Consider the following 20,485-nt stretch of genomic DNA (forward strand, 5'->3'; position numbering starts at 1 on the left):
GGCGCGCACTTTCAATCGCGTTTCAGAGTGGTCAGGCGAGCAGGTCGCTCAGCGTGCGCGCCACCACCTTGGTTGCGCGGCGCAGGTCTTCGAGCACCACGCGTTCGTCGCTGCGCTTGGCATGCGACTCGAGCACGGTGCGCGGGCCGGCGCCGTAGATCACGCCCGGAATGCCGGCTTCCACGTACAGGCGCACGTCGGTGTACAGCGGCGTGCCCATGGCCTTGATGGGTTCGCCGAACAGCTCGCCGCCATGCTTCTGGATGGCATCGACCAGCGGTTGGTTGCCGGCCAGCGGCTTCATCGAATTGGCGAGCAGCATGCGCTTGATGTCGACCGTGATGCCCGCGCTCTCGGCGGCGGCATCGGCGATCACCTGGCGGATGTTGGCTTCGACCTCGACCGGGTTCTCTTCGGGGATCATCCGGCGGTCGAGCTTGAACACGACCTTGCCGGGCACGACGTTGGTGTTGGTGCCGCCCTCGATGCGGCCCACGTTCAGGTAGGGGTGCGTGATGCCCTCGACCTTCGACGTGACCTGCTGGTAGAGCGTGTTCTGCGCGTACAGCGCATTCAGAATCTTCGTGGCGCCCTGCAGTGCGTCGATGCCGGTGGTGGGCACGGCGGCGTGTGCCATCTTGCCGTGCACGGTCACTTCCATCTGCAGGCAGCCGTTGTGGGCGGTGACCACTTCGTAGCTGAAGCCGGCCGCGATCATGAGGTCGGGCTTGGTCAGGCCCTTCTCGAGCAACCAGCCTGGGCCGAGGATGCCGCCGAACTCTTCGTCGTAGGTGAAGTGCAGTTCGATGCTGCCCTTGGTGGGCTTGGCCACGGCTTCGAGCGCGCGCAGCGCGAAGGTGAAGCTGGCGAAGTCGCTCTTGCTGACGGCGGCAGCGCGGCCGTACAGGCTGCCATCGACGATCTCGCCGCCGTACGGGTCGTGCGTCCAGCCTTCGCCGGGGGGCACCACGTCGCCGTGGGCATTGAGCGCGACCGTCAGGCCGCCGCTGCCGTATGTGCGGCGCACGATCAGGTTGGTGATCGATTCGAGGCCGTAGTCCTTCACCTCTTGCGCGGGCACAGCGTGCTTCTCGGCATCGAGGCCGAAGTCTTTCAGCAGCTCGGCGGTGCGTTCGGCGTGCGGCGCGTTGTTGCCGGGCGGCGTGTCGGTGGGCACCTGCACCAGTTGCTGCAGGAACTGCACTTCCTCGTCGAAGTGGGCGTCGATCCAGGCGTCGAGTTTGGCGTAGTCGGTCATGGTGGTTCTTCTTGTGGGGTTGGTCAGTGGGCTTGTTCAGCGGCGAGGTTGTCCAGCAGCAGCTGGAACGCTTGCACGGCCAATTGAATGTCGTCGTTGGTGCTCGATTCGAGCGGGTTGTGGCTGATGCCCGAGTTGATGCCGCGCACGAAGAGCATGGCCTGCGGCATCACTTCGTGCAGCTTCATCGCGTCGTGGCCGGCGCCGCTGGGCATGCGGAAGAGCGGAATGCCCAGTGCATCGACGGCCTGTTCCCAGCGTTGCTGCCAGGCCGGCGCGCTCGGCGCGGCGGCGGCGCGCATGGTTTCCTCGAGCTCGTAGCGCACGCCGCGGCGTTCGCAGATGTCTTTCAATGCGGCGACCACGTCGTTCGCCAGCGCGTCGCGCTGTGCGTTGTTGGGCGCGCGCAAGTCGAGGCTGAACTTGCAGCGGCCGGGCACGACGTTGATCGAGCCGCTCGGCACTTCGAGCATGCCGACGGTGCCGACCGAGTCGCCGTCTTTCGCGGCGCGCTGCTCGGTGTAGAGGATGAGTTCGGCCACGGCGGCGGCGGCATCGCGGCGGCGGTCCATGGGCGTGGTGCCGGCGTGGCTGGCCATGCCGATGACTTCGCCCACGTAGCGCACGCTGCCGTTGATGGAGGTGACGATGCCCAGCGGCAGGTCGAGTTCGGTGAGCACGGGGCCCTGCTCGATGTGCACCTCGACAAAGCCGAGGTAGCGCGCCGGGTCGCGCTGGATCTTCGGAATGTCTTCTTCCTTCAGGCCGGCGTGCTGCATGGCCTCGCGCATGGTGATGCCGTCGGCATCTTTCTGGTCGAGCCAGCGCGTGTCGAAGTGGCCGATGAGCGCGCCCGAGCCGAGGAAGGTGGCCTTGTAGCGCTGGCCTTCTTCTTCGGCGAAGCCGACGACCTCGAAGGCGAAGGGCAGGCGGCGGTTCTGGCGCTTGAGTTCGCGCACGCAGGCCATGGGCACGAAGATGCCCAGGCGGCCGTCGTACTTGCCGCCGTTGCGCACGGTGTCGTAGTGCGAGCCGGTGAGCAGGGTCTTGGCATCAGGCTTGGCGCCTTCGTAGCGGCCGACCACGTTGCCGACCGCATCGATGTGCACGGAGTCGAAGCCGCAGTCGCGCATCCAGCCCGAGATGTTCGCAGCGCAGGCGCGGTGCGCGTCGGTCAGGTAGGTGACGGTGAGCTGGCCCTTCTCGGCATAGCCGGGGTCGGTGTGCACCGACAGCTGCTCCTGCCAGTCCCACACGTCGTTGCCGAGCGTGATGTCAGCGCCGAACTTGTCGTTCAGGCGGATCTCGGCGATGCGGTGGATGTTGCGCAGCGCTTCGCCGAGTTCGAAGCTCGGGTGGTTGTGCAGCCGGCGCGCGAAGGTCTCGATGATCTCGCGCTTGGCGAGGCCCGTGCCGCGCGGGCCGCGCACGGCCAGGATGAACGGAAAGCCGAACTTCGCGTTGTAGTCGGCGTTGAGCTGCTGGATCTGCGCGAACTCTTCGGGCGTGCAGTCGGTCAGGCCGGCCTTGTTCTGTTCGTTGGTCGACTCGGCGGTGAGCGTCTTGCTGACCATGGCCTTGCCGGCGAGCTCGGGGTGGGCGCGGATGAGGCCGATCTGCTCATCGGCGGACGACGCGGCCAGCGCCTGCACCAGCGCGTGCTTGAGGTGCGCGAGCGAACGGAAGGGGCGCTGCACCAGCGCGCGCTGCGCGATCCAGGGCGAGTGCTCGTACACGCCGTCGAGCATGGCGACGGCAGCGGCCGGCCCCGCGGCGTTGAGTTGGGCAAGGGTGAGGAGAGGGGTGCTCATGATGCGGCTCCGGCTTCGAAGGGGTGCGCCTGCTTCCAGTGGCGCGCGATGTCGACGCGGCGGCAGACCCAGACCTTGTCGTGCGTGGCGATGTGATCGAGAAAACGCTGCAGCGCCGTGATGCGGCCGGGGCGGCCGAGCAGGCGGCAGTGCATGCCGATGCTCATCATCTTGGGGCTGTCGTCGCCGTTCGGATCGCCTTCGGCGTACAGCGCGTCGAAGGTGTCCTTCATGTACTGGAAGAACGGGTCGGCGTGCGAGTAGCCCTGCGGCAGCGCAAAGCGCATGTCGTTCACGTCGAGCGTGTAGGGCACGATGAGCTGCGGCACCACGCTGCCGTCGGTCTTCTGCACCTTCATCCAGAAGGGCAGGTCGTCGCCGTAATAGTCGCTGTCGTATTCGAAGCCGCCGTAGTCGGCCACGAGGCGGCGCGTGCGCGGGCTGTCGCGGCCGGTGTACCAGCCGAGCGCGCGCTCGCCGGTGAGCTTTTCGATCGCTTCCATGCCCAGGCGCATGTGCTCGCGCTCGGTGGCTTCGTCGAGGTTCTGGTAGTGAATCCAGCGCCAGCCGTGGCAGGCGATTTCGTGGCCGAGTTCCTTGAATGCGGCCGTGAGCTCGGGGTAGCGCTCCAGTGCCATGCCCACGCCGAACACGGTGAGCGGCAGGCCGCGCTTTTCGAACTCGCGCAGGATGCGCCACACGCCGGCGCGCGAGCCGTACTCGTAGATGCCTTCCATGCTGATGTGCCGGTCGGGGAAGCTCGCCGGATTGAACATCTCGGAAAGAAACTGCTCCGAACCCGCGTCGCCGTGCAGCGTGGCGTTCTCGCCGCCTTCTTCGTAGTTGAGGACGAACTGCACCGCCACGCGCGCGCCGCCGGGCCAGCGGGCGTGGGGCGGGTTGCGGCCGTAGCCGACGAGGTCGCGTGGGTAGGGCTGGGTGGTGTCGTAGACAGTCATATCAAGAACGATCGTGGCAGTGGTCGTGACCCATTCGCGAAACACCGTGGAACCGGCTTTGCCGGGCCACTGGTGTTGCCCCCTTGAGGGGGGAGGCGGCTACACGAAGTGAGCAAGCAACGGGGGTGGTCATGAGAGCGCGAGGGCGATGTCGTTGGTCGGGACCTTGCGGTCGAAGGTGAGGTTGGCCTCGACGTGTTCCAGGTGCTCGGTCATGAGGCGCACGGCGAGTTCTTCGTCGCGTGCGGCCAGCGCCTTCACGATGTCGGCGTGCTCGTCGTTGGAGTGCTCGGCGGCGCTGGTGCTCTGGTACATGAGCGTGATGAGGGCGCAGCGCGAGATCAGCTCGCCCAAGATTTGCGCCAGCACCTGGTTGCCCATGAGCTCGGCCATGCGCACGTGGAAGTCGCCGAGCAGCTCGGTACGGCCCGAAACGTCTTCGCCGCCGACGGCTGATTTCTCGAGCGCCACGTGCTCCTTGAGCGCCTTGATCTTGGCCGGCGTGACGCTGCGCACGAAGGCTCGGGTCATTTCGGCCTCGAGCATGCGGCGCACGGCGAACACCTGCTTGGCCTCGTCGACGGCGGGCGCGGCCACGAAGGCCCCGCGTGCCGGCTCGAGCCGGATCAGCTTGTTCTGCGAGAGCTGGAACAGCGCCTGGCGCACCAGCGTGCGCGACACGCCGAAGTGATCGGCCAGCTTCTGCTCGGCGAGCTTGGTGCCGGGCTGAAGGCGGTGCTCGACGATGGCCTTCGTGAGGGCATCGACGATCGAACGGGTGGTGGAGGACTCCATGTTTTTCATGATAGACCCAAAGCCGGTAACTGTATACACTTTTGTCCACCGGAATTTCCCACCCCTCTGGTCTCCCCGATCTCACCGATCCGGCACCATTTTTTGAAGGAACGCCCCATGGGTTTGAGCACTCACGTACTGGACACGATGCACGGCGGCCCCGCGGCCGGCATGGAGGTGGCGCTGTACACCACCGACGGCGACGCCGCGACGCTGGTGAAGCGCTTCACGCTGAATTCGGACGGCCGCAGCGACGGCCCGCTGTACGACAACCACTCGATCAAGGTCGGCACCTACCGCTTGGTGTTCGACGTGGCGGGTTATTTCAAGGCCCGCGGCGTGACGCTGCCGGAGCCGAACTTCCTGAACAAGGTGGCACTGGACTTCGGTGTGGCGCACACCGACCAGCACTACCACGTGCCCTTGCTGGTGAGCCCGTGGAGCTACTCCACGTACCGCGGGTCTTGATGCTCGCCCCCAGGCTTCGCGCACTTCGTGTCGCTTCGCCAACCCCCTATCGGGGGCGGGCCGGCCGCTTCGGGCGGCCGTGCGCGGCGGCCCCCTCGCGAATGCCTCCGGCCGCGTTCTCAGTCGCCTTGCTGTTGGCCCTCAGTCAGGGTGTCGAGCTGGAAGCGCCCGCTCTTGTCCCACAGCCAGGTGTCGGTCCACGTGACCGCGCCCAGGCGCTGGGCGGGCGGGAAGGGCGCGGCTTGCAGCACGGCGCGTTCGATCTCGGCGATCACTTCGGGCGCGTGCTTGGGCGCGCGCAGCCAGTGCATCGAGACCACCTTGCCGCCCGTGTCGAGGTTCACCTGCAAGGTGCCGACCGCGTACAGCAGGGGCGGCATCTGGCCCTTGTAGATGCGCGAGGGGTTGGCGTTGTAGATGTGGCGTGCCGCATCGCGGCGGTAGTCGCGCGCGGTGGCCGCGCTCGAAGCGCGCGGTGCGGGCCCGCTGCCCTGCGCGCTGCTGGTGCCGCTGAGCTGGCCGGGCACCGAGCCCGTCGAGCCGCAGCCGGCGAGCCACAAGGCGGAAAGAACAGTGGCGGCCCAGGCGAGGCGGCGCGGCGTAAGCTGGCGGTTCGTCATCATCGCCGGGGTTATACCGTGAGTCGTTGCGGTCCAGGCAACCGAAGGTATCGGGCATGCGCAGCGCCGGGCCGCCCCAAGCAAGCTCGCACCGCAGCGCGGAGCGCGGAGGTTTTCGAATGACCGGTGCGGTCGATCAATTGCTGATGCGTCTTCGCCATGAAGACGCCGTGCTGGTGCGCGTCGAATCGACGCAGGGCTCGGCCCCGCGCGAGGCCGGCACCTGGATGGCCGTGTGGGCCGACGGGCTCACGGCCACCATCGGCGGTGGTCAGCTGGAGTTCCAGGCCACGCAGGAAGCACGCGAGATCCTGGCCGGCACGCGCAGCCTCGACGGCGTGCAGCGCTACCCGCTGGGCCCAAGCCTGGGGCAGTGCTGCGGCGGCGTGATGTTCCTGACCTACCGGCGCATCGGCGCGGCCGACGCGCCCGCGCTACAAAAAGAACTGGTCGCCCAGCTCGAACCCGTGGCGCTGTTCGGCGGCGGCCACGTGGGCGCAGCGCTGGCGCGCCTGCTGGCCGTGCTGCCGTTCTCGGTGCGCTGGATCGACAGCCGCGACGGCGTGTTCCCCGACGCACTGCCTGCGCAGATCGACACCGAGCACTCCGAGCCCGTGCAGGACGCCGTGGCTGCGCTCGCGCCCGGCAGCCGCGTGCTGATCATGAGCTTCAGCCATGCCGAAGACCTCGACATCGTCATCGCCTGCCTGAAGCGTTTGCGCACGCGCAACGACCTGCCCTACATCGGCCTCATCGGCAGCAAGACCAAATGGGCCACCTTCCGCCACCGGCTGGAGGCGCGCGGCTTCACGGCCGACGAGCTGGCGCGCGTCACCTGCCCGATCGGCGTGCCCGGCATCACGGGCAAGGAACCCGAGGTGATCGCGGTGGCCGTGGCGGCACAGTTGTTGCAATCGCTGGGCTGAACAGGGTTTTCCCTTGGCGGCAACGCCGCAAATAGCATCCCGCCTCGTGTCAAAACTGTATACACTTTCGGTCCACAACAAGCCGCAGCGGAGCGAGGTCGTTTTCAACGGACCTGCGTTCGCGGCACTTTCTCTGCTTACAGCGCCCGCAGTGGTGAGCAGGCTGAAACCCCTCATCGGCGCCCCACGCGTCTAGAGGGTTGAGAGAGCGCTATATGGAAAGCTACTACCTCGACTGGGCCAACCTGCTGCTGCGCTGGGTCCACGTCATCACCGCCATCGCATGGATCGGCGCCTCCTTCTACTTCGTGATGCTGGACAACAGCCTCGAGAAGCCGCAGGACCCCGAATCGCTCGACAAGGGCGTGGGCGGCGAGCAATGGGCCGTGCACGGCGGCGGTTTCTACAACAGCCAGAAGTACGCGCTGGCGCCCAAGAAGCTGCCCGACCACCTGCACTGGTCGTACTGGGAGAGCTACTCGACGTGGCTCACGGGCTTTGCGCTGTTCACGATGTCGTACCTGTGGAACGCGAGCACGTACCTCATCGACAAGAGCAAGATGGACTGGCAGCCCGGCGCCGCCATTGCCGTGGCGCTGGCCTTCTTCGTCGTGTTCTGGATGGTTTACGACGGCATCTGCCAGATCTTCGGGCGCCGCAAGAACGGCGACACCATCGTCGGCGTGCTGATCGCGGTCTTCATCGTCTTCGCGACCTGGCTGGCCTGCCAGTGGTTCGCGGGCCGCGCGGCCTTCCTGCTGGTGGGCGCCATGATGGCCACCACCATGAGCGGCAACGTGTTCTTCTGGATCATCCCGGGCCAGCGCAAGAACGTGAAGGCGCTGCGCGAAGGCCGGCCGGTCGATCCGGTGCACGGCCAGCGCGGCAAGCAGCGCAGCGTGCACAACACCTACTTCACGCTGCCGGTGCTGTTCGCGATGCTGAGCAACCACTACAGCTTCACCTACACGCACAAGTACAACTGGATCGTGCTGCTGCTGATCATGCTCGGCGGCGCCGCCATCCGGCAGTTCTTCGTGGTGCGCCACCGCTTCAAGCTGGGCAACGCGGGCAACCCGCTGCCCTACGCCATGGTCGGCATCGCGGTGCTGGGCCTCACGATCGTGTGGATGAAGCCGGAGCCAGTGGCGCCGGTTGCGGCCACCGCCGCCCAGGCCGTGCCCGCCGTGGCCTACCAGGACGTGCAGAAGGTGCTCGAGCAGCGCTGCTTCATGTGCCACGGCGCGGCCGTGCAGATGAAGAACGTGCGCGTCGACACGCCCGACCAGGTGGCGGCGCATGCCCAGGCGATCTACCAGCAGGTCGTGGTGACCAAGATCATGCCGATGAACAACGCAACGAACATCACCGACGAAGAGCGGGCGTTGATCAGCCGCTGGTTCCAGGCCGGCGCCAAGACGAACTAGAAGAAGGCCGCGGTCCGCGAGCGTGGGCCGCCGGTCATCGCACAATCGCCGAACGGAGACAACACGCAAGCCATGACCGCATCGACCTCGCCCTCTGCCACCGCCATTCCCGATCCGCGCGAAGCCCCGCGCGCCTTCCTCGAACACCTGTACCGCGTGGCGGTGGACCGCGCACTGCCGCTGTCCACGCTGGGTGCGCATCTGCCGAAACCGCCCAAGGGTCGCACCGTGGTGCTCGGCGCCGGCAAGGCCGGCGGTTCGATGGTGCAGGCGCTCGAAGCCCTATGGCCGGCCGACGCCCCGTTGTCGGGCCTGGTCGTCACGCGCTACGACCACATCCCGCCGCGCCCCGCAGGCCTGCCGCAGCGCATCGAACTCGTCGAGGCCGCGCACCCCGTGCCCGACGCGGCCGGCAAGCAGGCGGCCGAGCGCATCCTGGCGCTCACGCAGGGCCTCACGGCCGACGACCTCGTGCTGTGCCTGATCTCCGGCGGCGGCTCGTCGCTGCTGGTGCTGCCGGCCGAGGGCCTCACGCTGGCCGACAAGCAGCGCATCAACACGCAGCTGCTCGACAGCGGCGCCCACATCGGCGAGATGAACTGCGTGCGCAAGCACCTCTCGCGCATCAAGGGCGGCCGGCTCGCGGCGGCCTGCGCGCCGGCGCGCGTGGTCACGCTCACCATCAGCGACGTGCCCGGCGACGACCCGGCCGTGATCGCCAGCGGCCCCACCGTGCCCGACGCCACCACCTGCGCCGACGCGCTCGCCATCCTCGACCGCTACGGCATCGAGGTGCCGGCGCCCGTGCGCGCGCAGCTCGACAGCGGCGCGCTCGAAACCCCCAAGCCCGACGACGCCGTGTTCGCCGGCCACAGCACGCACCTGATCGCCACGCCGCAGCAGTCGCTCGAAGCTGCCGCTGCGGCCGCGCGCGCCGCCGGCATCGGCGTGCACGTGCTGAGCGACGAAATCGAAGGCGAATCGCGCGAAGTGGGCAAGGTGCATGCGGCGCTCGCCCGTGCCGTGGCGCTGCGCGGCGAACCGTTCGCCCGGCCCTGCGTCATCCTGTCGGGTGGCGAAACCACCGTCACCATCCGCCCGCGCCAACCCGGCCAGGTCAAGGGCCGTGGCGGGCGGGCCGGCGAGTTCTGCATGGGCCTGGCGGGCGCGCTCATGGGCCAGCCACAGGTGTGGGCGCTGGCCGCCGACACCGACGGCATCGACGGCGTGGAAGACAACGCCGGCGCCTTCGTCACGCCCGACACCCTGGCGCGCGCCACGGCACAGGGCAAGAAGCTCTCCGACCATCTCGACCGCAACGACGCCTACGGCTACTTCGACGCCATCGGCGACCTGTTCGTGACCGGTCCGACGAACACCAACGTCAACGACTTCCGCGCGATCCTCGTGCTGTAGGCAGGTTCGGGCCGGCTCCCTCTCGGAGCCGGAGGACCCCCGGGCCCCTGCGGGGCCGCGGGCAAGCTTTGTGAACTCAGGTTAATCTACGGCCCCGGCGGCGCTTGGCCGCCGTTGTCGCATGCGCACCCCCACGGGGTGCCGCGCCGCGCGCCCGATTTCCCGTTTCGTTTTCACCATCCAGTCCTCGAAGGAAAGAGTTCGCCATGACCGCCACCTACACCGACACCCGCCTGCTGATCGACGGCCAATGGGTCGACGCCGCCGACGGCAAGACGCTCGACGTGCTGAACCCCGCCACCGGCAAGGCCATCGGCAAGGTGGCGCATGCCAGCATCGTCGACCTCGACCGTGCCCTGGCCGCCGCCCAGCGTGGCTTCGAAGCCTGGCGCGACACGCCCGCCAACGAGCGCGCCGCCGTGATGCGCCGCGCCGCCGGCCTGATCCGCGAACGCGCCCTGGACATCGCCAAGCTGCTGACGCAGGAGCAAGGCAAGCCGCTGGGCGAGGCCAAGGTCGAAATGATGGCCGCCGCCGACATCATCGAGTGGTTCGCCGACGAAGGCCGCCGCGTGTACGGCCGCATCGTGCCCTCGCGCAACCTGGCTGCGCAGCAGCTGGTCATCAAGGAGCCGGTCGGCCCGGTCGCGGCCTTCACGCCGTGGAACTTCCCCGTCAACCAGATCGTGCGCAAGCTCGGCGCCGCGCTCGCCACCGGCTGCTCCTTCCTGGTGAAGGCGCCCGAAGAAACCCCGGCCTCGCCGGCCGCGCTGCTGAAGGCTTTTGTCGACGCCGGCATTCCGGGCGGCGTCGTGGGCCTCGTGTTCGGCAACCCGGGCGAGATATCGAGCTACCTCATCGCGCACCCGATCATCCGCAAGGTCACGTTCACCGGCTCCACCCCGGTCGGCAAGCAGCTGGCCGCGCTGGCCGGTTCGCACATGAAGCGCGTCACGATGGAACTGGGCGGCCACGCCCCGGTGATCGTGGCCGAAGACGCCGACGTGGCGCTGGCCGTCAAGGCCGCCGGTGCCGCCAAGTTCCGCAACGCGGGCCAGGTCTGCATCTCGCCGACCCGCTTCCTGGTGCACAACAGCCTGCGCCACGAGTTCGCGAGCCTGCTGGTCAAGCACGCCGAAGGCCTGAAGATGGGCGACGGCCTGGCCGAAGGCACCAACCTCGGCCCGCTGGCCAACGCCCGCCGCCTTACGGCCATGGCCCACGTGCTGGAAGACGCGCGCAAGAAGGGCGCCACCATCGCCACCGGCGGCGACCGCGTCGGCGACACCGGCAACTTCTTCGCGCCCACCGTCATCACCGACGTGCCGCTGGACGCCGACGTGTTCAACAATGAACCCTTCGGCCCCATCGCCGCGATCCGCGGTTTCGACACGCTCGAAGAAGCCATCACCGAAGCCAACCGCCTGCCTTTCGGCCTGGCCGGCTATGCCTTCACCAAGTCGATCAAGAGCGCGCACCTGCTGAGCCAGAAGCTCGAGCTCGGCATGCTGTGGATCAACCAGCCCGCCACGCCTTCGCCGGAAATGCCGTTCGGCGGCGTGAAGGATTCGGGCTACGGTTCGGAAGGTGGCCCGGAGGCGATCGAGGCTTACCTGAACACCAAGGCCGTTTCGATCCTCGGCGTTTAATCCTCGGCGCTGGCGTTCCAGAACGCCTGCTGTACGCCTTCCAAGGCTTCCAGTTCTGCGATCACCTGGTCGAGCTCTTCGGGCTCGACCGCGGTGGCGTAGAGCGTCGCTGCAATCTCCGTGTCGGCCGTGCCGAAGGCGTGCTGGTCGATGTCGCGCACCGGGTAGTTCGCGGCTTCCAGCTGCACCAGCAGCTGGTCCATCACCTCGGGCCGCGCCGCGCGTGAGCAGATCACGCGCACCGTGTAGGTCGCCTCGCTCGATTCCTCGTGCACCGGGCGGCGGTTGATGCGGTTCACCACCGGGCGCAGCAGCGTGTTGCTCGCGAGCACGAAGAGCGCCGCGATCAGTGCTTCGCCCAGCAGGTTGGCGCCCGCGCAGGCGCCCACTGCCGCAGACCCCCACAGCGTGGCGGCCGTGTTCAGGCCCGTGATGTTGGCGCCTTCTTTCATGATGGCGCCCGCGCCCAGAAAACCGATGCCCGAGACCACGTAGGCGACCACGCGCACCGAGCCGTCGGGGCCGCCCAGGCGGGCCGCCATGTCGACGAACACGGCGGCGCCGACGGCCACGAGTGTGTTGGTGCGCAGCCCCGCGGTGCGCTGGCGCATCTGGCGTTCGAATCCGATCAGCGAGCCGAGCAGAAAGGCCGCGCCCACGCTGATGAAGGTGTTCAGCAGCGAGTGCAGGTTGATGTTGCGGATGGCTTCCATGGTGAGTGATCCTCCTGATCCTCTGTGTGCGGCGCAGGGTAGCGGCCTTGTGTGACAGCCGCAATCCTGCGTTCTTCTGGTGATGCTTGTCTTATTGCCAGCCGTACCTGCGCGCGTACCAGCCCTTCACGGCCTGCGTCAGCGTTGCGTAGCCGACCAGCATCAGCACCAGCCACGGGAAGTACGCGAGCGGCAGCGCCTGCAGTTTGAAGTAGTGCGCCAGCGGCCCCATCGGCAGCCAGATGCCGACCGCCGCAATCGCCGCGCCCATGGCCAGCAGCGGCCAGGCCGCGCGGCTTTGCAGGAACGGAATCTTGCGCGTGCGGATCAGGTGCACGATGAGCGTCTGCGACAGCAGGCCTTCGATGAACCAGCCCGACTGGAACAGCGTCTGGTGCTCCGGCGTGTTGGCCGCGAACACGAACCACATCACGGTGAAGGTCAGGATGTCGAACACCGAGCTCAGCGGTCCGAAGAACACCATGAAGCGGCCCAGGTCGGCCGGGTTCCAGCGCTGCGGCGTCTTCAGAAACTCTTCGTCCACGTTGTCGAACGGGATCGCGATCTGCGACACGTCGTACAGCAGGTTCTGCACCAGCAGGTGCAGCGGCAGCATCGGCAAAAAGGGCAGGAAGGCACTGGCCACCAGCACCGAGAACACGTTGCCGAAGTTCGAGCTGGCCGTGATCTTGATGTACTTGAGCATGTTGGCGAAGGTGCGGCGGCCTTCGATCACGCCTTGCTCCAGCACCATGAGGCTCTTCTCGAGCAGGATGATGTCGGCCGATTCCTTGGCCACGTCCACCGCACCGTCCACCGAGATGCCGATGTCGGCGGCGCGCAGCGCGGGCGCGTCGTTGATGCCGTCGCCCATGAAGCCGACCACGTGGCCGTTGGCATGCAGCGCCTGCACGATGCGCTCCTTGTGCGCGGGCGTGAGCTTGGCGAACACCTGGCGCATTTCCACCACCTGCCGCAGCTCGGCCTCGTTCATGCGCTCGACCTCGTGGCCCAGCACCATGCGCCCGGCGTCGATGCCGACGTCGCCGCAGACCTTGCGCGTGACCAGTTCGTTGTCGCCCGTCAGCACCTTCACCGCCACGCCGTGCGCGGCCAGCGCCAGCAGCGCGGGCGCGGTCGATTCCTTCGGCGGATCGAGAAAGGCCACGTAACCCAGCAGTGTGAGCCCCGCTTCGTCGGCCACGCTGTAGGCCGGCTTGCGCGCATCGGCATGGAGCGTGCGGCTGGCCACGGCCACCACGCGCAGGCCCTGGGCGTTGAGCTCCGAGGCCACGCGGTGGATGCGCGCCATCACGTCGGCGTCGAGCGCGAGCACTTCGGCGCCGCGTTCGACCGAGGTGCACACCGACAGGATCTCTTCGAGCGCACCCTTGCAGATCAGCAGGTGCTCGTCGTCGCCGTGCGCCACCACCACCGACATGCGGCGGCGCGAGAAATCGAAGGGCACTTCGTCGACTTTGCGCCAGCTGGTCTGCAGCTGCGCGTCGAGCTGCACTTCGGCGTGGCTGAGCACGGCCTTGTCGAGCAGGTTCTTCAGCCCCGTCTGGTGAAAGCTGTTGAGGTAGGCCTGCTGCAGCACGTGGTCGGAGTCTTCGCCCCAGGCGTTGGTGTGGCGTTCGAGCACGATGCGGTCCTGCGTGAGCGTGCCGGTCTTGTCGGTGCACAGCACGTCCATCGCGCCGAAGTTGTGGATGGCTTCGAGCCGCTTCACGATCACCTTCTGGCGCGACATCACGACCGCGCCCTTGGCCAACGTGGCGGTCACGATCATCGGCAGCATCTCGGGCGTGAGGCCGACCGCGATCGACAGCGCGAACAGCGCCGCCTCCCACCAGTCGCCCTTGGTCACGCCGTTGATCACCAGCACCAGCGGCGCCATCACCAGCATGAAGCGGATCAGCAGCCAGCTCACGCGGTTGATGCCGGCCTGGAAGGCGGTGGTGCCGCGATCGGTCGCGCTCACGCGCTGGGCCAGTGCGCCGAAGAAGGTGCGCTCGCCCGTGTGCACGATCACCGCGGTGGCGGTGCCGCTGATCACGTTGGTGCCCATGAAGAGCAGGTTGTCGCGTTCCAGCACGCCGGCCTGGTGGTCGGCCGCGGTGGCTGCGAACTTCTCCACCGGCATCGATTCGCCGGTGAGCGCCGACTGGCTGATGAACAGGTCTTTGGCCGAGAGCAGGCGCGCATCGGCCGGGATCATGTCGCCGGCCGACAGCGCGATCACGTCGCCGGGCACGAGGTCGCGCATCGGCACTTCCATGCGCAGCGTGCCGGCGTGCGCGAGGTCGAAGCCGTCGTCGCCCGCGCGTCCGGCCTTCTCGCCCGGCGCGGGGCGCAGCACCGTCGAGGTGTTGCTGACCATCGCCTTGAGCCGGTCGGCGGCCTTGTTGGAGCGCGACTCCTGCAGAAAGCGCAGCACGGTCGACAGCAGCACCATGCTGCCGATCACCACCGTGGCCTTCGTGTCCTCGGTGATGTAGGAGACCAGCGCGAGCACCGTCAGCAGCAGGTTGAAGGGGTTGCGGTAGCACTGCCACAGGTGGTTCCACCACGGCAGCGGCTGCTCGTGGCGCACCTCGTTGCTGCCCAGCCGCTTGCGCAGCGCCAGCGCGTGGGCCTCGGTCAGGCCTTGCGACGAGCTGTTCAGGCGCACCAGCACCTCGCCCGCGTCGGTGTGCGAGGCGGCGGCCAGCGCCTTGGCGATCTCGGGCGGCATCGCGGCCGAGCCGAGGCTGCTGGGCTTGGCGCTCAGCAGCGTCTGCCAGCGCTCGAAGTGATGCAGCATGTGGCGGCTGCGCAGGAAGCTTTCGAAAAAGGACTTCAGGACGTTCTTCATTTTTCTTCTCCTGTGTGGGGGCGCTCAGCGAGCGAACGCCCAGGTGAGGCCCAGCGTCCAGCCGCGCGGGCCGTCGTGGCGCAGGTCGCGTGCGTGGCTGAGATCGACGTTGACGGACGGCGTGGCCGTCCAGCGCAGGCCGGCGCGCCAGGCGTTGCGCCCGCCTTCGCGGAAGCGCTCGGCCACGAGCGACAGCGCGGGCAGGGCGGCCCATTCGAGCGCCGCGCCCGAGTGGCTGGTGCTCGGCTGTGCGCGATGGAAGTCGCGGCCCAGGTTCAGGTGGGCGCGCCATGCGTCGTCGAACTGCCAGGTGACGGGGATCACCACGCTGCTGTCGGTGAGGCGCAGCGAGGCATTGCCGGCGTTGCTGCGTTGCCACGAGGCCGAGGCCAGCACGCCGGTGCTCAGCGTGTCGGTGAGCGCAAAAGCCCACTTGATCTGCGGGCCGGCGCGCACGGTGCGGCCGTCGGCGTTGCGCTCACGCTCGAGGTTCAGGCCCAGCTCGACCGGGCCGACGCGGCAGGCGGGGCCGAGGTGTACGAGGCGCTGACCGCCCCAGGTCTCGATCTGGCACTGGCCCGGATCGAGGATGGCGGCGTCGTCCACCGAATGGTGGCCGCCGGCGGCGTGGGTCTGCGTGGCGGCAAGGCCGCAGAGCGTGGCGAGCCAGGCGTGGCCTGGCGCGGTGCGGCGGAAGGCAAGGGGGCGGGCGTTGGAACGGGCGGCCGTGGCCGTCCGCACGACACGCCGCAGGCGTTCGCGGGTCATGGGAGTTTCTCCTTCGGGTGCGGCGCGCCGCGAAGGAAGGAAACGCCCGTGACGACGTGCTTACTCAGCAGTCAGCCGGCGGGGCTCCTCCGCAGCACGGCAGGCTGCGAGGTGAATGGGGGATCGATCGGGCAAGGAAGAAGGCGGCGCACAGCGGCGCAAGCAAGGGTCCGGGTCCATGGGGGCCTCCTGTTCTGTGAGGGTGGCAGGGGCGGGCTTCAGCGGCGCGTGGTGCCGTGGCCGGGCTGTTCGAGCAGCAGGAAGAAGCTGCGGATGCGGCGCGTGGTCCACAGCGCGGCGGCGCGGTCCAGGGCCTGCTCGTCGTCGACGTGCGGCGCCGGGCCCACGCGGGCAGGCACTTGCGCAGCGGCGTGCGCCGACGGGCGACCGTGCGACGGTCGCGTCTGCGAATGCAACGGACGAATTTGATACTGGCGCATGACAAGGCTCCTTCACGCTGAAGGGCCTCGCGCACGGACGCACGCAAGCTGACTGACAAAGTCAGCGACGAAGAACAACGGGAATCGGTAGGGGGAGCCGCTTGCCCGTGGGGCAAGGGGTTCGCGCTGCGGACACGGCGGCCGCAAGCGCGGGAGCTGCCTGCGCTAGAGGGCCGGGGGTGTCACGCCTGCCGAGGCACGCGTCTTGTCACTGATCCAACTGGCACTGTCCACGCACGGGGCTCCGAAATGATGATCTCCGGATTGTTGCACCGCATCATTGCCAGCGTCAACCCTTGGCATGCAGCGAGAGGCTGCGTCGCGGTTGCGTGGGATGGAGCTGGGGCTCGTTCGCGCTGCGTTCGATGGGGCTCGGAAACCAGCGGAAGACGTTCGAGTCGCCGCGCCAACCGTCGCTGAAGCGCACGAACAGGAAGCCCGACATGGCATTGCCCAGGTCGTCCACCGGAATGCCCGCGGCGCGCAGGGCCTCGACCTCTTGCGCGGCGCTCATGTCGAAGGGAAGTTTCAGCGTGATGCTCGCGCTGTGAAGACTGGGTCTGGGCATGGTGACCTCCTTTGCTCTGACCATGGACCGTAGTGAAGCGCAAGGAGTTGTGTCAGGCGATACCGAAGATATGGGAGCTGTCCATAGGAGAGGGCGGTGCGATTCGCCATCGCTCCCTCGTGCCATCCCCCGACCGGGGGATGGCATGGGTAGGGTGGCCTATGCCGAATGCCTGCCCTCTGTGCCTATAGTCGACGCGCATGAAGACAAGCACCCCCGCCGTCCTGTTCATCTGCACCGGCAACATCTGCCGCTCGCCGACCGCGCACGCGCTGCTGGTCCACAAGGCGCGCCTCGCGGGCTTCGCGGTGGAGGTCGACAGCGCCGCCATCTCCGACGAGGAGCGCGGCAATCCGCCCGACCCGCGCTCGGTGGCCGAGGCGCTGCGGCGCGGCATCGAGATGCCCGCGCACCGCGCACGCCAGGTGCGTGCGGCCGACTTCGATCGCTTCGATTGGCTCGTCGGCATGACGCAGCAGCACTGCGCCGCGTTGCGCAGGCGCGCACCGGCCGATGCCGCGCGCAAGGTGCGCCTGCTCTCGGAGTTTGCGCAGGCCATCGGCGGTGACGTGCCCGACCCGTGGTACGGCGGCCACCAGGCCTTCATCGAGGCCTTCGACCTGATCGACCTCGGCGTGGAAGGCCTGCTCACGCAGCTGCGTCGCGACGCAGCCTGATGAGCCTGCAGGCCCCGTGGTTCAGCCCGTGCAGAGCGCGCGGATCGTCGGCGGAATCGGCACCGCGCGGATGCCGCCGCCTTCGCGCTTCGCCGCAAAGATCCGCACCTCTTCGCATTCGAGGATCAGGTCGTCGCCGCGCGTCACGCGGTAGGTCTGCACGAAGCTCTTGTCGCGCCACTCGGTGATGCGCACCGCGATGTGCAGCGTGTCGCCGTAGCTGGCCGCCTTGACGAAGCGCGTGTGCGTGTCGACCAGCGGCGTGCCGATCACGCCGAGGGTCTGGGCGGTTTCTTCCCAGCGCGGCACGCCGCACTCGGCGAAGAAGTGGCGCGAGGCCGCGTCGATCCAGCGGAAGAAATTGGGAAACCAGACGATGCCGGCCGGGTCGCAGTCGCCGAACTCGACGCGTGCGGTGTAGACGGCTTCCTTGCCGGAAGCGTCGGGAGAAGACGTGGTGCTGTTCATCCGTCGATTGTCCTAGGCCCCTCAGTCGGCCTTGATGCCGCGCTCGCGGATCAGCGCGCCGAAGCGTTGCGAGTCTGCCGCCGCACGGCGCTGGAAGTCGGCCGGCGTGCCCGGCGCCGGCTCGCCGCCGATGGCCGCGATGCGCTCCTTCACTGCCGGCAGCGCGAGCGCGCGGTTGATCTGCGTGTTGAGCTGCGCCACCACCTCGGGCGGCGTGCCGGCCGGTGCGTAGAAGCCGAACACCGTGTCGGCGTCGAAGCCGCGCAGGCCGGCCTCGTCGAGCGTGGGCACGTCGGGGAACTGCGACGAGCGGTGCGGGCTGCCCACGGCCAGCAGCTTGAGCTTGCCGGCGCGCACCTGGTTCAGCGCAATGCCGGGGTCGAAGGCGTAGTCGATCTGGCCGGCCAGCAAATCTTGCAGCGCGGGCGCGGCGCCGCGGTAGGGCACGTGCAGCGCGAACAGGCCGGCCTGGCTCTTGAACATCTCGCCCGCCAGGTGCGGCGAGCTGCCGTTGCCCGGCGAGCCGTACGAGAGCTTGCCGGGGTTGGCCTTGAGGTAGGCCATGAACGACTTCACGTCGGTCGGCGGCAGCGAAGGGCGCGTGACCAGAAACACCAGCACGCGCGCGGCGGCGGCCACGGGCACCAGGTCCTTCGCGGGGTCGAAGCCCATGCGCGCATACAGGTGCGGGTTCACCGACACCATGCCGCCCGAGCTCATGAGCAGCGTGTAGCCATCGGCCGCCGCACGCGCCACGGCCTCGCCGCCGACGTTGCCGTTGGCGCCGCCGCGGTTCTCGATCACCACGGGCTGCTTCAGCGCCTCCTGCAGCGGCTGCGAGACGGCGCGTGCGAGCTGGTCGGCCGCGCCGCCGGCCGGGAAGTTGACGATCACCTTGATGGGCTTGGACGGCCAGGTGTCGGCGTGCACGGCGGGCGCGCACAAGGCGGTACCCGCCAGGGCGAGCGCCAGCAGCAGCCGGCGTGACGGCGACGGGGCAGCGGTGGGGCGTGGGGTCATGGTTCTTTGTCTCTCAGGTCGTGGTCGTTGTCTTGGGCCGCTTCATCCAGCGGATGGGTTGCGCCTGCACCGGGCGCGGCGCGGCGCCGTGGCGCGTGAGCGCGGCGTCGAGCGCCTTGCCGCCTTCGTCCGCGAGCGCGGCCTCGCGGGCCGCCGCAATCGCCTCGGCGCGCGCGGCGGGCGGCAGCGCGGCGCGGCCGGCGAGCTCGTCGATCACATGCAGCAGGTTGTGCTTGCCGCGCTCGTTGGTGCTGCCGTAGCCCTTGATGAGCCGGCCGCACAGCGCCAGCTCGCGGCCCAGCGCCCAGTGCGTGCGCGTGCCGGTCTCGACGGCAGCGAGCCAGCGTTCGATCAGCGCCTGCTCCTCGGCAAAGCGGCTGCCGCGCCGGCGCAGCCAGGTGAGCGAAGCCAGCACGCGCAGCGAGGCCATGCCCAGCACCGAGTGGCTGCCCACCTGCAGCGGCAAGGCCCACGGCGCAAGTCCGCGCGACTGGCGGCCACGGTCCCATGCGGTCACGCGGCGCGCGAGCGACGGCGGCAGCAGCGCCGCGAACTCGGGCGCGCCGGGCTTGAAGTGGTCGAAGACCTTCACGATGTCTTCGTCGCCCGCGCGCACTTCCTGGCGCACGCGCTGCGCGCGGCTGGCGCGGCCCTTCAGCGTGGCCACGCGCACGATGTCGTCGAAGGCCATCCACAGCGCCAGCCAGCGCGCCATTTCGCGCGTGACCGCGAAGCCCTGCGCGCCCGACGGATCGGCGGCGCGCTCGGCCTCGAGCACCCGCGCGAGGCGCTCGGCATACAGCGCGGCGTAGGCGCCGTCCTGGTAGTCGCGCACCCGCGCATGGCCGAGCGCGAGCATGTCTTGCACGGCGGGCGGAAAGCGGCGCGCCAAGTCGTCGGGCAGGGCCTGCGGTGTCGGGGGCGCGTCGCGCGTGTCGTCGCTGGCCAGCACGCCCTGCACGAACGCGGCCTGGGCGCGCGGCGCGCGCACGGCCTCGAAGGCGGCGGCAAAGCCGCGCAGGCTGGCGGCGGCCATCTTGCCGAGCTTGTCGGGCGCGGCCGCGTCGCCGCCGCGCACCGCGCGCTCGTAGGCTTCACGCGGGAACGGGAAGAGGCCGCTGCCCGCGATCGCGCCAAACATCACGGCGCTGACCACCGTGCCGGCCTCGCGCGCCATGGCGCCCATGTCGAGCACGTGGTGCTCGTGGCTGAAGGCCTTGACCACGTCGAGCAGGCGCTGCGCGTCGGCGCGGCCGTCGCCGGGCACCATGCGCTCGGCCGTGGTGAGCACGCGCGCTGACGAGCTGATGACCAGCGTGCGCAGCGGCGCGCTCATGCCGTTGCCGATCTGGCGCGTGGTCTCCAGCAGCTCCGACGAAACGATGGCGTCGAGCGCGCCCGGCACCGGGCCCAGGCTGAACACGGGGCGCCGGCCGCCCAGTTGTGCCATCGGCACCGGGAACACCTCGATGTAATAGGTGGTGGCGCCGGTGCGCTGCGCCACGCCGGGGATCGACGTGCTCTGCGCCGCGTAGCCCGCATGCCGCGCGGTGTCGACCAGCCATTCGGTGAGCACGCCGCCGCCTTCGCCGCCGAGGGCGCAGACGAGGAGGGTGGTGGGACGGTTCTGTTCCATGTCGTGGTT

At 68.8% G+C, this 20,485-nt stretch carries 19 protein-coding genes; 6 read left to right on the forward strand and 13 right to left on the reverse strand.

From position 1 onward, the window contains the following. Positions 1–31 precede the first annotated feature (31 nt). From CLU95_RS22780 to CLU95_RS22795, 4 genes are all read right to left on the reverse strand, one after another. Positions 32–1,258 carry a M20 family metallopeptidase gene (locus CLU95_RS22780; RefSeq protein ID WP_099795692.1) on the reverse strand — a complete coding sequence of 409 codons (1,227 nt, stop codon included), beginning with the start codon at positions 1,256–1,258 and terminating at the stop codon, positions 32–34. 23 nt (positions 1,259–1,281) lie between these two features. Further along, the gene (gene uraD / locus CLU95_RS22785; protein WP_099795693.1) at positions 1,282–3,069 is read right to left on the reverse strand and encodes a 2-oxo-4-hydroxy-4-carboxy-5-ureidoimidazoline decarboxylase; all 1,788 of its coding nucleotides are present in this window, start codon (positions 3,067–3,069) and stop codon (positions 1,282–1,284) included. Beyond that, entirely contained in the window at positions 3,066–4,028 is a 963-nt protein-coding gene (gene puuE, locus CLU95_RS22790; protein ID WP_099795694.1) for an allantoinase PuuE, read from the reverse strand. The genes uraD and puuE overlap by 4 nt, the downstream gene beginning before the upstream one ends. Before the next feature lie 129 nt (positions 4,029–4,157). Beyond that, a complete protein-coding gene (locus CLU95_RS22795; protein WP_099795695.1) occupies positions 4,158–4,832 on the reverse strand; it encodes a GntR family transcriptional regulator in 675 nt (224 codons plus the stop codon). 108 nt (positions 4,833–4,940) lie between these two features. Between CLU95_RS22795 and uraH the strand changes: the two genes are divergently transcribed. Beyond that, positions 4,941–5,291, forward strand: coding sequence for a hydroxyisourate hydrolase (gene uraH, locus CLU95_RS22800; RefSeq protein WP_056574070.1), 351 nt, complete (start codon positions 4,941–4,943; stop codon positions 5,289–5,291). Positions 5,292–5,410: 119 nt separating this feature from the next. On the opposite strand, the gene CLU95_RS22805 is transcribed toward uraH, so the two are convergent. Continuing rightward, the gene (locus tag CLU95_RS22805) at positions 5,411–5,914 is read right to left on the reverse strand and encodes a hypothetical protein (protein WP_099795696.1); all 504 of its coding nucleotides are present in this window, start codon (positions 5,912–5,914) and stop codon (positions 5,411–5,413) included. A gap of 116 nt (positions 5,915–6,030) precedes the next feature. Here CLU95_RS22805 and xdhC point away from each other — a divergent pair, with 116 nt between their 5' ends. The 4 genes from xdhC (at position 6,031) to CLU95_RS22825 (ending at position 11,329) form a co-directional block, all read left to right on the forward strand. Beyond that, a complete protein-coding gene (xdhC, locus tag CLU95_RS22810; protein ID WP_099795697.1) occupies positions 6,031–6,837 on the forward strand; it encodes a xanthine dehydrogenase accessory protein XdhC in 807 nt (268 codons plus the stop codon). Positions 6,838–7,052: 215 nt separating this feature from the next. After that, entirely contained in the window at positions 7,053–8,264 is a 1,212-nt protein-coding gene (locus CLU95_RS22815; RefSeq protein WP_099795698.1) for a urate hydroxylase PuuD, read from the forward strand. Between the two features lie 72 nt (positions 8,265–8,336). Beyond that, positions 8,337–9,680, forward strand: coding sequence for a glycerate kinase type-2 family protein (locus tag CLU95_RS22820; protein WP_099795699.1), 1,344 nt, complete (start codon positions 8,337–8,339; stop codon positions 9,678–9,680). A gap of 206 nt (positions 9,681–9,886) precedes the next feature. Then, positions 9,887–11,329 carry an NAD-dependent succinate-semialdehyde dehydrogenase gene (locus CLU95_RS22825; RefSeq protein WP_099795700.1) on the forward strand — a complete coding sequence of 481 codons (1,443 nt, stop codon included), beginning with the start codon at positions 9,887–9,889 and terminating at the stop codon, positions 11,327–11,329. On the opposite strand, the gene CLU95_RS22830 is transcribed toward CLU95_RS22825, so the two are convergent. The 5 genes from CLU95_RS22830 to CLU95_RS22850 form a co-directional block, all read right to left on the reverse strand. Beyond that, positions 11,326–12,042 (reverse strand): MgtC/SapB family protein, encoded by a 717-nt coding sequence (locus tag CLU95_RS22830; protein WP_099795701.1) that lies wholly within the window; start codon positions 12,040–12,042, stop codon positions 11,326–11,328. The two genes, CLU95_RS22825 and CLU95_RS22830, sit on opposite strands and share 4 nt — an antisense overlap. A 91-nt stretch (positions 12,043–12,133) precedes the next feature. Next, positions 12,134–14,899: a magnesium-translocating P-type ATPase gene (mgtA, locus tag CLU95_RS22835; protein WP_099795702.1), complete on the reverse strand. Its 2,766-nt coding sequence runs from the start codon at positions 14,897–14,899 to the stop codon at positions 12,134–12,136. Positions 14,900–14,923: 24 nt separating this feature from the next. Continuing rightward, positions 14,924–15,667, reverse strand: a complete 744-nt coding sequence (locus CLU95_RS22840; RefSeq protein WP_099795703.1) for a hypothetical protein — start codon at positions 15,665–15,667, stop codon at positions 14,924–14,926. 218 nt (positions 15,668–15,885) lie between these two features. Further along, positions 15,886–16,107 (reverse strand): hypothetical protein, encoded by a 222-nt coding sequence (locus tag CLU95_RS22845; RefSeq protein ID WP_099795704.1) that lies wholly within the window; start codon positions 16,105–16,107, stop codon positions 15,886–15,888. Between the two features lie 289 nt (positions 16,108–16,396). Continuing rightward, positions 16,397–16,675 (reverse strand): hypothetical protein, encoded by a 279-nt coding sequence (locus CLU95_RS22850; RefSeq protein ID WP_257214700.1) that lies wholly within the window; start codon positions 16,673–16,675, stop codon positions 16,397–16,399. 200 nt (positions 16,676–16,875) lie between these two features. Here CLU95_RS22850 and CLU95_RS22855 point away from each other — a divergent pair, with 200 nt between their 5' ends. Continuing rightward, complete coding sequence (locus CLU95_RS22855; protein ID WP_099795705.1) at positions 16,876–17,352, forward strand: low molecular weight protein-tyrosine-phosphatase; 477 nt, start codon at positions 16,876–16,878, stop codon at positions 17,350–17,352. Between the two features lie 21 nt (positions 17,353–17,373). Here CLU95_RS22855 and CLU95_RS22860 read toward each other — a convergent pair whose 3' ends face one another. From CLU95_RS22860 to CLU95_RS22870, 3 genes are read right to left on the reverse strand one after another with little or no spacing between them, the layout of a single operon-like run. Beyond that, the gene (locus CLU95_RS22860; protein ID WP_099795706.1) at positions 17,374–17,820 is read right to left on the reverse strand and encodes an acyl-CoA thioesterase; all 447 of its coding nucleotides are present in this window, start codon (positions 17,818–17,820) and stop codon (positions 17,374–17,376) included. A 21-nt stretch (positions 17,821–17,841) separates the two neighbouring features. Beyond that, complete coding sequence (locus CLU95_RS22865; protein WP_099795707.1) at positions 17,842–18,840, reverse strand: Bug family tripartite tricarboxylate transporter substrate binding protein; 999 nt, start codon at positions 18,838–18,840, stop codon at positions 17,842–17,844. Between the two features lie 13 nt (positions 18,841–18,853). Continuing rightward, positions 18,854–20,476 (reverse strand): indolepyruvate oxidoreductase subunit beta family protein, encoded by a 1,623-nt coding sequence (locus tag CLU95_RS22870; protein ID WP_099795708.1) that lies wholly within the window; start codon positions 20,474–20,476, stop codon positions 18,854–18,856. Positions 20,477–20,485 lie beyond the last annotated feature (9 nt).

Source organism: Variovorax sp. 54, from assembly GCF_002754375.1.
GTDB lineage: Bacteria > Pseudomonadota > Gammaproteobacteria > Burkholderiales > Burkholderiaceae_C > Variovorax.